We start from the raw sequence: 12737 nt of genomic DNA on the forward strand, positions 1-12737 counted from the left end.
CCGTTGACGAAAGGATCGATCGCCTACCCCGAAATGGGGCGGCGCAACAGGCAGGCATTCAAAGGAAACCACCATGACTATCCGTACGGTTGAAACCCTGGCCCACTACGCGACCCTGGTTGATTGCATCGAACACCACGCCCAGCACCAACCTCATCACGAGGCACTGTGCTTTGTCGGCAAGCCCGGCGGCCCGGACCTGCGCCTGAGCTACAGCGAGTTGTCGCGCCAGGTCCGGGCCTGCGCCGCGCATTTGCAGCAGCAGGGCCTAAGCGGCCAGACCGCACTGATCCTGTTCCCCTCCGGCATCGACTACGTGATCGCCCTGCTCGGCTGCCTGTATGCCGGGGTGATCGGCGTGCCGGTCAACCTGCCGGGTGTCAGCCGCGTGCGGCGGGTGTTGCCCAAAGTCGCGGACATCACCCGCGATTGCCGTGCGACGGCAGTGATCACCAGCCGTGGGATTCAGCAGAGCTGCAGCGATGACCTGCACGCCTTTGCGGCGCAGCATCAGTTGCAGATCCTGCACACCGATGAGTTGGCAAGTGATCCCAGTGCCTGGGTCCACCCGCCGCTGAATGGCGAGTCCACTGCATTCCTGCAATACACCTCGGGCTCCACCGGCGAACCCAAGGGCGTGGTCAACCTGCACGGCGCGCTGCTGCGCAACCTGCAATTTCTCGCTCAGCTCACCCGCCCCCAGGACCGCGCGCCCCAAGACACCGCCGTGGTCAGCTGGTTGCCGCTGTTCCACGACCTGGGCCTGATCATGGGCATCCTGTTGCCCCTGGCCTACGGTAATCGGGCGGTGTACATGTCGCCCATGGCCTTTATGGCCGACCCGTTGCGCTGGCTGGAAGTCGCCAGCGCCGAGCGCGCCACTGCACTGCCGTGCCCGAGCTTCGCCTTGCGCCTGTGTGCCGAACAGGCGGCACTGGCAACCCCGCAACGCCTTGCGCAGTTGGACCTTTCCAGCCTGCGCTGCGTAATGCCTGCCGCTGAACCGGTGTTGCCCAGCCAAATCCAGGCGTTCCAGGCTGCGTTTGGCGCCTACGGCCTCGCCGCCCATGCCATCAAGCCGGCGTATGGCCTTGCCGAAGCCACGTTGCTGGTCAGCGCCAGCGTTGAAGACGGGCCTGTGACCCAGATCGACGTCGAGACAAACGCCTTGGCACAAGGTGACGCCATCGTCCAACCGGCGCCCCTACAGCCTGTAGCCCCGGGCTGGCGGCGCTATGTCAGCAATGGCAGCGCCTACGACGGGCAGGACGTACGCATCGTTGACCCTGACAGCCATGCCACGCTGGCCGAGCGCCAAGTGGGGGAAATCTGGATCAACGGGCCGTGCATTGCCGGCGGCTATTGGGACAAGGCCGAGTTGAATCAGCAACTGTTCAAGGCCCACACCCCCGAGGCGCCGGGCCGTGAATTCCTGCGCACCGGCGACCTGGGCTTCCTGCACGACGGCCACCTGTATGTGACCGGACGCCTCAAGGACATGCTGCTGTTTCGCGGCCAATGCCATTACCCCAACGATATTGAAGTCACCAGCGGTACGGCCCACGCCGCCAACGTCGCCGAAAGTGGCGCGGCCTTCAGCATTGCGCTGCAGGGCGATGACGAGTGCGAGGGCCTGGTCGTCGTCCAGGAAACCCTCAAGCAGGCCGGCGATGATGCGCAGGTCTACCAGACAATCGCCGCCCAGGTGCGCGGCGCAATTGCCCAAGAACATCAACTGGCAACCCAGGTGGTGGTGCTGATTCGCAAAGGCACCCTGCCGCGTACCACCAGTGGCAAGGTACGTCGCCGCGCGGTGCGTGATGCCTATTTGGCCGGTGAGCTGCAATCCCTGTGGGTCGATGCGCAAGGCAGTGTGCCCCAGTCCAATCCACGGCTGGTGGCGTTGCAGGCGTTGAACCCGCAAGCCCAACACACTCATTTGGTGGCCTGGCTGGCCGAGCAAACCGCCGCTACCCTCGGCACCGTCGCCGCACGCGCCATCGCACCGGATGCCAGCCTGTTCAACTATGGCCTGGACTCCTTGTCTGCCGTGCGCCTCGGTGCACAGGCGGCACAGGCGTGGGGCCTCGCGGTGGCCGAAGAGGTGTTGTTCGAACAGCCGACCCTCAACCAACTCGCCGCCTGGCTTCTCAAGCAACTGAGCCCCGAGGTTCAAGCCGAACCCACGGCACTGCGTGAGCAACCGCCCGCCGCTCCCCAGGCACCCATTGCGATTATCGGCATGGCCTTCCGTTTGCCCGGTGCCAATGGCCAGGACGCCAACACCGACGAGGCCTTCTGGAACCTGCTGCAAACCGCTGGCTGCGCGATTCGCCCGATGCCCTCCGAACGCTTTCGCACGCCCACGGACATTCCCGGATTCGGCGCCTATCTCAATGCAGTCGATCAGTTCGATGCGGCGTTCTTTGGCATGTCGCCGCGTGAGTCGATGAACACCGACCCGCAGCAGCGCCTGCTGCTGGAAACGGCCTGGCATGCGCTGGAAGACGCCGGTTTGCGCCCCACACGTTTGCGCGGCAGCGACAGCGCGGTGTTTGTGGGCATCGGTACCGGCGACTACGGGCATATCCCGTTTATCAGCGGCGAGGACAGCCACTTCGATGCCTATTGGGGCACCGGCACCTCGTTTGCCGCAGCCTGCGGGCGATTGTCGTACACCTTCGGCTGGGAAGGCCCGTCGATGGCGGTGGACACGGCGTGCTCGGCCTCCCACAGCGCCTTGCACCTGGCGGTACAGAGCCTGCGTGCCGGCGAGTGCGGCATGGCCTTGTCGGCTGGCGTCAAGCTGCAACTGCTGCCGGAAGTCGACCACGTGCTGCACAAGGCTGGCATGCTTGCCCTGGACGGCCGCTGCAAAACCCTCGACGCCAGCGCGGACGGTTATGTGCGCGGCGAAGGCTGTGTGGTGCTGGTGCTCAAGCGCCTCAGCGATGCCCTGGCCGACGGTGACGAAGTGCGTGCGGTGATCCGTGGCACCACGGTGCGCCAGGACGGCGCCGGCAGCAGCCTGTCGGCACCCAATGGCGATGCCCAGCGACGCCTGCTGCAACGGGCGCTGAACAGCGCCAACCTGGTGCCCGGCGACATCGACTATGTGGAATTGCACGGCACCGGCACGCGCCTGGGTGACCCGATCGAGTACCAATCGGTGGCCGATGTGTTCAAGGGCCGTGCCGAGGATGACCCACTGTGGCTCGGCTCGGTCAAAACCAATATCGGCCACCTGGAAGCCGCCGCCGGTGCCGCCGGGATCGTCAAGACCGTACTGGCCCTGGAACACGGCTTGATTCCCGCAGCCGTGGCGTTGCAGCAGATCAACCCGCTGGTCAACCTCGCAGCGATCCCGGCGCATGTGCCCACGCGCTTGTCGCCGTGGCCGCTGCGCCAGGCCATTCGCCGCGCCGGGGTGACCTCCTACGGGTTTGCCGGGACCATCTCGCACATCATCCTCGAACAGGCACCGGCAGCCTCTGCTGCACCAACGGGTTCTGACAGCGAGGCCCCGGCCCTTTTTGTGCTGTCGGCGCGCAGCGAAAAATCCCTGCGCCAACTGGCCACGGCCTACCACAGCGCGTTGGCGCAACCGTGCAATCTGTCGGCGTTGGCCAATGCCATGGCCCACCGCCGCGATGCTCACGAATACCGCATCGCACTGGTCGCCAGCCAAGCCGAAGAGCTGCGCGATGCCCTGCAACGCGTGGCCAGCGCGCCGCAACTGGACGAGCCGGTAGCGCGTGCGCCGCGAGTCGGCTTCCTGTTCACCGGCCAAGGTTCGCAATACGCCGGGATGACCGCTGGCCTGTATGCGCATCAGCCGCTGTTCCGCCAGGCGCTGGATGCGGTGGACGCCGCGCTCCAGCCCCACTTGGGTGAATCGATCATCGCGCTGATGCATGACGTCGGCGCAGAAGAACGCCTGCGCCAGACCGCCATGGCCCAGCCCGCGCTGTTCGCCACCGGCTATGCCCTGGCGACGATGTGGCAAGGCTTGGGCGTGACGCCTGCGTTGATGGTCGGCCACTCCATTGGCGAGTTCGCGGCGATGGTCATCGCCGGCTCATTGACACTCGCCGACGCCGCCCGCCTGATCGTCCAGCGCGGTGCGCTGATGCAAGCGCTGCAAGAATCCGGAAGCATGCTCGCCGCCATGTTGCCCCAGGCCGAGGCAGAGGCGTGCCTGGCCAACCTGCCGTCTTCCCTGGCCGAACAGGTGTCGATTGCCGCCATCAACGGCCCGCACGATGTGGTGTTTTCCGGCAGTCGCGCCGCCATCGAACAGCTGCGCAGCACCTTGGAAAGCCAAGGCCGGCATAGCCGCGAACTGGCGGTGTCCCACGCGTTTCACTCGCCGTTGCTGGTGCCAATGCTCGAAGCGTGGCGTGAGGCGTGCAGCACAGTGCAAGGGCTGGCGCCGCAGGTTGCGGTGATTTCCACCCTCAGCGGCGAGCCCTTGTTGCAAGCGCCGGACGCTGACTACTGGGTCGCCCATGCGCGCCAGCCGGTGCGTTTTGCCCAGGCCCTGGAGCGGGCGGCGGCAGATTGCGACGTGCTGTTGGAAATCGGCGCCCACGCAGTGCTGGGCGCTATGGCCCAGCGCAATCAGCAAAGCCAGCAATGGTCGCACCCGGTCCCTTGTGTCGCCAGCCTGCGCCGTGGGGGTGAAGACCTGCGCAGCGTGTTGGAAGCCTGCGCGAGCCTGTACCAAAGCGGCCAGGTATTGGACCTCGATGCCCTGTGGCCCGGCGCACAGGCGTCGGCACGCCAACTGCCGCGCTACCCATTCGACCGCCAGAGCTACTGGCTGGAATACGACGAAGACGCGCCGCGTACACCCCTGGCCCTGCAACCGCAGCCGCAACGTGCGGCGGCCCATCCAGTGGACCTGTACCGCCTGCAATGGGAGGCGTTTGAACCCCAACGCGAAACAGCCACACCGGTTTGCTGGCTAGTCGCAGACGACGCCAGCCTGGGCAATCGGCTGATGGCCCAACTGGAAAGCGCCGGGCACAGCGTACACAACCTATCGCCGCAACAATGGCACGCAGAGGCGGCGCACGTGCAGGACCAGGACCTGCTGATTTACCTGGGCGGGGTTCGCGCCCAGGCCACGGAGGCCAATGCCGTACTGGCTTCGCGGCACGTCTGGCACCTGACCGAGTGTGTGCGCAGCCTGCAACGCGCGGGCAAGAAGCCGCGCATTGTGCTGCCGACCCTGGCCGCGCAAAGCCTCGATGGCCAGCCCTGCGACCCGTTGCAGGCGGCGCTGTCCGGCGCTTCGCGGCCGCTGTCCCTGGAGTACGCCGGGCCGCAATGGGTGCAACTTGACCTGGCGGCGGCGCTTGACGACAACGCGCTGGTGGCGCAAATCGCTGCGGCCCTGCCGGTGTTGCTGAGCGTGTTCGGCAAGGAAGAAACCCTGGCCCTGCGCGACGGCCAATGGTCGCGTCCACGCCTCACACCCCAGCCGGCTAGCGACCTGACCACCAGCGCCAGCGTGCGCAGTGACTGTGTGTACCTGGTCGCCGGCGCCTATGGCGCCCTGGGCCGACACACCACTGACTGGCTGGTGGCCAACGGCGCCCGCCATCTGCTGTTGCTGGCGCGGCGTGCGGCACCCGCCGGTTGGCAGGCACGCCTGCAACTGCTGCGCGCCCAAGGCGTGCGTATCGAGCATCTGGATTGCGACGTCGGCGACGCGGCGCAAGTGGCCAGTGCCTTTGCCCACATTGACCAGAACGGCGACACCCTGGCCGGTATCTTCCATTGCGCCGGCACCAGCCGTTTCAATGACCTGGCCAGCCTGACCGAGGAGGATTGCAGCACCGTCACCCACGCCAAGATAGCCGGCGCCTGGCACCTGCATCAGCACAGCCAGCAGCGTGCGCTGGACTGGTTTGTGTGCTTCACGTCGATCTCCGGGGTGTGGGGCTCGCGCCTGCAAGTGCCGTATGGCGGCGCCAATGCCTTCCAGGACGCGCTGATTCGCAACCGTCGCGCCCAGGGCTTGCCCGGCCTGGCGGTGGCCTGGGGGCCGTGGGGCGGCGGTGCCGGTATGTCGGAAGTCGATGACTCGCTGCTGCAACTGCTGCGCGCCGCCGGTATCAAGCGCCTGGCGCCGTCGCGCTACCTGGCGACCCTCGGTCCGTTGCTTGCTCACCCGCACCTGAGCACCGATGGCACCTGGGTTGCGGTGGAAGTCGACTGGCAGCAATTTGTGCCGCTGTTTGCCCTCTACAACCCCAGCAGCACCTTTGAGCGCTGCTTTGCGCAGTCGGCTAAAACGCTGTCGACCAGCGACCTGAGCACCGCCAGTTCCCTGGCGCAAATGAACCCGGTTGAGCGCCGCGAGGCGGTGCATGGGTTTGTCATTGCCGAACTGGCGCGCACCCTTCGGGTCGCCCCGGCACAGCTTGAAGACCACATTGAACTGCTCAAGCTGGGCATGGACTCGATCCTGGTGATGGACTTCTCACGCCGCTGCGAAAGCGGCCTGGGCGTGCGTTGCGAACTCAAGGCGATTTTTGAACGCAATACCCCCGGCGGGCTGACCGAATACTTGTTGGAACAGTTGCAATCGAACGACGCCCAGGCGGCGCCGACCACCGATGAAGTGATCGTCGCCGACCCGCTCAACGCCGCGCAGCCATTCCGCCTCACCGAGTTGCAACACGCCTACTGGATCGGGCGCCAGGGCCATTACGCCCTGGGCGGCGTGGCCTGCCACGCCTACCTGGAAGCGGACACCCAAGGCGGCCTTGACCTGGACCTGCTGGAGCGCTGCTGGAATACCCTGGTCAAGCGCCACGGCGCGTTGCGCATCGTCATCGGTGAGGACGGCCGCCAGCGCATCCTCAGCCAGGTGCCCGACTACCGACTGCGCATCGCTGACCTGCGCACGGCTGATGCAACCACGGTGCAGGCCCATTTCGCCGACTGGCGCGAACATATGTCCCATCAGGTCATGGACGCCGCGTGCTGGCCGCTGTTCGACGTACGCGTGACCCGTCTGCCGGATGCCGGCGTGCGCCTGCATATCGGCATCGACATGCTGATCAACGATGCCACCAGCGGCCAGATCATCTGGGAAGAGTTGGCCGCGCTCTACCGCGCCGGTAACGACAGCGCTGTCGCAGGTCTTGCGCCGTTCGACATCTCGTTCCGCGACTATGTGCTGGCCAAGTATGAAACCAGTCAGTCGCGGCGTGCCGCACGGGACACCGCCAAGGCGTTCTGGCTGCAGGCCATCGAAGCGCTGCCACCGGCCCCGCAATTGCCGCTGCGCACTGAAGCCCTGCACCAGGCCAGCCCGACCTTCAGCCGTCGTCAGCATCGCCTGAGCGCGCCGGTGTGGCAGCGCCTGCGTGACTTTGCGGCGAACGCCGGCTGCACGCCTGCCTCGTTGTTGATCAGCGTGTTTGGCGAGGTGTTGGCGGCCTGGAGCAGCGAGTCGCGCTTTACCCTCAACCTGACGATTTTCGACCGCCTGCCGTGGCACGCCGATGTTCCGCGCCTGCTCGGTGACTTCACCGCCGTGACCCTGCTGCCGCTGGACTACAGCGCCCCACTGGGCATGGCCCAACGCGCCGCCGAGGTCAACGGCACGGTACTGGATCACCTGCAACATCGCGCCTTCAGCGCTGTGGATGTGCTGCGCGAATGGAACCGTGGCCGCGAGCGCCAGGACAGCATCGCCATGCCGGTGGTGTTCACCAGCCAACTGGGCATGAGCGACCCCACCAAGGGCGCCGCCGAGGCCAGCGTGTTGGGTACGGTCACCTATGGCATCAGCCAAACCCCGCAAGTGTGGCTCGATCACCAGGCGTGCGAGCTGGAAGGCGCATTGATCTACAACTGGGACGCGGTGGAAGCGCTGTTCCAGCCGGGGGTGTTGGACGCAATGTTCGAGGCCTACAACCACCTGCTGGAACGCCTGGCCGACGACGAACAGCTGTGGCAACAGCCCGTGGCCGCCTTGTTACCGGCAGCGCAAATCGCCGTGCGCCGACACATCAACGCCACCGACGCCGAGGTCTCGCCGCTGTGCCTGGACCAACTGTTCTTCACCCAGGCCGAACGCAGCCCGCAGGCCGTCGCCCTGATAACCCACAGCCGGCAATGGACCTACGCCGCGCTCGCCAGTTGGTCGCGACGCTTGGCCCAAGGCCTGTTGCAGCATGGCGTGCAACGCGGTGACCGGGTGGCGGTGGTGATGCGCAAAGGCGCCGAACAGGTAGCGGCTTGCCTGGCGATCCAGGCGGCTGGCGGCGCCTATGTGCCGGTGGATGCCGACACGCCGGCAGCGCGCCTGGCGGCGATTGTGCAAGGCAGCCGCATCGCGCTGATCCTGACCCAGAGCGACTGCCTGCCGATTGTGCAGGAGATGACCGAACAACTCTCCGTGACGGTACTCGACGCCAGCCCCGAAGCCGCCCAGGCTTGGGACGACCAGACGCCGTATGTGTTCCGCGACCCGCTGGACCACGCCTATGTGATCTACACCTCGGGCTCCACCGGCACGCCCAAAGGCGTGCTGATCGATCATCGCGGCGCGGTCAACACCGTGCTCGACATCAATCGCCGCTTCGGCATCGACGCCAACGACCGTGTGCTGGGCCTCTCGGCGCTGTACTTCGACCTGTCGGTGTACGACATGTTTGGCCTGTTCGCCGTCGGCGGCGCCCTGGTGCTGCCACAACCAAGCGGTGTACGCGACCCGGCGCACTGGCTCGACATGGCCCAGCGTCACGGCGTCAGTGTGTGGAACTCGGTGCCGGCCTTACTGGAACTGTTCCTTGACGAAGCAGCAGCCAGCGGTGCTGCACTGAGCCACCTCAAGCAAGTGATGCTCAGCGGCGACTGGATTGCGCTGCACCTGCCGCCGCGCCTGCACGCTGCCGCCCCGCAAGCCCGGCTGGTGGCCATGGGTGGCGCCACCGAGGCGTCGATCTGGTCCAATTGGTTCAACGTCGAGGCGGTGGCTGAACACTGGTCTTCCATCCCCTACGGCTACCCGCTGGCCAACCAACGTTATCGCGTGATCGACAGCCGCCTACGCGACTGCCCGGACTACGTCACCGGCGACCTGTACATCGCCGGCATCGGCCTGGCGTTGGGCTATGAAAACGACCCGACCAAGACCGACGCCAGCTTTATCGAGCACCCTGACGGCGAGCGCCTGTACCGCACAGGTGACCTGGCGCGTTACTGGGCCGACGGCACCCTGGAGTTCCTCGGGCGCCGTGACTTCCAGGTGAAGATCGCTGGCAACCGTATCGAATTGGGGGAAATCGAAAGTGCGATGTTGCGCCACCCAGGTGTACGCGATGCGGTGGTCGACGCGGTCGGCCCGGCGCGTGGCAACAAGCGCTTGGCCGCATGGGTGGTGCCGCATGCCGGTGACAACCCGCTGTTTGAAACCCTCTGCAGCGATGGCGAACACAACCGCCAGCGCTGGGCACACCTGACAGAGGCCGCCCACGGGGTCATGGCCAGCGGCGATACCGACACGCTTGAAGCGTTCTGGGCCCTGATGGATCGCATGGGCCAACAGATGATGCGCGACACCTTGCAGGCGGCGGGCTCAAGCCTTGAGGCGGTGCGGCCCAGCGCCGAGTTTGGCGCACTGGTGCAGTCGTGGGCGCAGACCCTGGCGCCGGCCACGCCCGCCGACTGGGCCGAATTGACCCCGGCCGGTGAGCGCTTCGGCCTGCCACGCAGCGTGTTGCTGCGCTTGCGCGGCGGTGCCGAGCAGCGCCTGTCGGTATTGCGCGGTGAGTCGAGCGCGCTGGAGCTGTTCTACGGCGCCGACCAGACCTTGGCGCCGGAGCAGATGACGCGCATGAACCCGTTGTCAGCCGCTACGCTGGCGGGCCTGGCCGAAGTCATCCGCACCTGTGGCGAACACTTGGGCCGTGCGGTGCGCATCCTCGAAATCGGCGCCCGCAGTGGTGTCGCGACCCGCGAGTTGCTCAACCAACTGCCCCTGACTGCGCTGGACTACACCCTGACTGACCCCGCCGCGCTGCTGGTGGAACAGGCCCGCAGCGAGTTTGACAACGCCCATTGGCAGGCCTGCCACAGCCTCAGCTGCCGGGTGTTCGATGCCGAACAATCGGCCGCCACCCAAGGCATGGCCGAACATGAGTTCGACCTGGTCATCGCCTTCAACGCCCTGCACCGCACCGACGATGTGCCGGCGCTGCTGGGGCGCATCTCCAGCCTGTTGGCGCCTGGCGGTTTGCTTGTCGCACCGGAAATCACACGTAACAGCGACTTCCAACTGGCCACTGTGGCCCTATTGGAAGGCGGCTATACGCGCTTTGCCGACCAGCGCCGTGAAACCGGCTTGGCGTTGCTGGATGCCGAACAATGGTGCGCAGCCTTTGACGCCGCGGGCTTTGCCCAAAGCGCAGCACTGAGCGTGGACGCTACCAACCCCGGCATGCACTTGCTGTTGGCGCGTCAGGTCGATCGGGTGTCGCGCTTTGCTCCGCGCCGCCTGATCGAGCACCTGGCGACCTTGCTGCCTGCCTATATGGTGCCGCAGAGCCTGATGCAACTGGACCGCCTGCCCCTGTCGGTCACCGGTAAAGTCATGCGCCAGCAACTGCCCCGCGCTGAGGCCGGCAGCCGCCGCCAAGGCAGCCGCCGTCATGCGCAACAACGCTCAAGCGGCCAAGTACCCGCCGCCCTTGTGGCGATCTGGGAAAAGCTTTTGGGCGTCGAAGGCCTGGACGCCAGCGATGAGTTCTTCGACTTGGGTGGCGACAGCCTGATCGCGGTGCGCCTGATCGAACGGGTGCGCCATGAACTCAATGCCCACGTGTCGCTGCCCGACCTGTTTGATCATCCGCAATTGGCGGCCTTCGCCGAGCGTGTGGCCCAGGCACCGGCCTATGAAGATGCCTTGCCGGCACTGGTGCCGGACCCGCAGAACCGGTATGCGCCGTTCCCCCTCACCGATGTGCAGCAAGCCTATTGGATTGGGCGCGACGAGAGCTTCGAACTGGGCGGGGTCTCCACCCACCTGTACGCCGAAATCGAGGTCGACGACGTGCCGTTCCAGGCCCTGGAAAGCGCCTGGCAACACCTGGTCGCACGCCACGACATGCTGCGCGCGGTGATCGACGAGCACGGCATGCAACGAGTGCTGGAAGACGTGCCGCCGTACGCCATCGCCTTCACTGACTTGCGCCAGGCCTCGTCGGGCAGCGTCAGCGACTGGATGGGCGTGCTGCGCCTGGAGCTGTCCCACGAAGTCCCGGACACCGCCACCTGGCCGCTGTTCACGGTGCGTGCGGCGCAGATGAGCGACACCCGCGTGCGCCTGTTTATCAGCCTCGATAACCTGGTCTGCGACGGGCGCTCTATGCGCACGTTACTGGCCGAATGGTCGGCCCTCGCCCGTCGCCCCACTGAAACCCTGGCGCCGCTGAGCGCGAGCTTCCGTGACTACGTGCTGTTGGCCGAACAGCTTGAATTGCGCACGTCCTACCAACGCTCCCTGGAGTACTGGCAAGCCAAGCTGGCAACCCTGCCCGCTGGCCCGGCCTTGCCGCAGGTTAACGGCGCAGTGATCGCGCCGCCGCATTTCACCCGCCGTGAAGCGCGCCTGGACGCCACCCAGTGGCAAGCCCTGCAAGCCCAGGCGAGTGCGCGTAACGTTACCGCCAACGCCTTGTTGCTGACAGCCTACGGTGAAGTACTGAGCAACTGGTGCCGCGACCGGCGCTTTACCCTCAACCTGACGCTGTTCAACCGCCCTGCCGTGCATGCGGACATCGACAACCTGATCGGCGATTTCACCTCGCTGGTACTGCTGGCGTTTGACGGCGATACCGAGCGTGCCTTTGAAGAACAGGCGCTGACCCTGCAACGGCAGATCTGGGCCGACCTTGAGCACATGCAAGTCTCGGCAGTGCGCGTACTGCGTGAAGCGGCACGCCGCAACCGACGCCTGGAAGCGGTGGCGATGCCGGTGGTGTTCACCAGCGGCCTGGGCGTGGCGAGTCGGGGTGACGATGGAGAAAGTTGGCTCGGGCAGTTTGTCTACGGCATCAGCCAGACCCCACAGGTGTGGATCGACCAGCAAGTGGTCGAGCGCGATGGCGAGTTGGTGTTCAACTGGGACAGCGTGGATGCGCTGTTCCCCGACGGCTTGCTGGACGCGATGTTCGCCAGCTACCACGACCTGCTGCTACGCCTGGCGAGTGATGAAAACGTCTGGCGCCAACCGGTACAAGGCAGCTTGCCGGCCAATCGCTGGGCGCACCAGGCGCCGCCGCAACGGGCCAGCACGGCAGCAACGGCAACGGTGGAACTGGCGGCGGACGATGCCTTGCTGCAACGCCTGAGCCAGATGCTCGGCGCACTGCTGGGCCGCGATGAATTGCCGGTGCACACCAACTTCTTCGAACTGGGCGCTTCGTCCATGGACCTGATCCGCCTGCGTCGGCAGTTGATGGACCAGTTGCAGTTGGCGGTGTCGGTCACTGACGTGTTCGACCACACCAGCCTCGCGGCCTTGGCGGCGCACTTGGGTTCACTGCAATCGGCCAACGGGCCGGCAACAGTCGAGCCACTGGACGTTGAACAGCGTCGCCGCACCCGCCTGGACAACGACCGCCGCCGCAAACGCGACCAGAAATCCGAACTTTGACCGATGGCCCGGCGCGGCGACCACGCCGCGCCCTGCCCCGCGCATTTTGACTCGACTT

The 12737-nt window shown here is 66.0% G+C and carries 1 protein-coding gene; it reads left to right on the plus strand.

Annotated elements, in window-relative coordinates:
• Nucleotides 1-73 precede the first annotated feature (73 nt).
• On the plus strand, nucleotides 74-12679 hold the full coding sequence (locus M1B35_RS23955; RefSeq protein ID WP_268263287.1) for a non-ribosomal peptide synthetase/type I polyketide synthase: 12606 nt from the start codon (nucleotides 74-76) through the stop codon (nucleotides 12677-12679).
• The last annotated feature ends 58 nt before the right edge of the window (nucleotides 12680-12737 follow it).

Origin of the sequence: Pseudomonas morbosilactucae, from assembly GCF_023241665.1 — a bacterium.
Taxonomy (GTDB): domain Bacteria; phylum Pseudomonadota; class Gammaproteobacteria; order Pseudomonadales; family Pseudomonadaceae; genus Aquipseudomonas; species Aquipseudomonas morbosilactucae.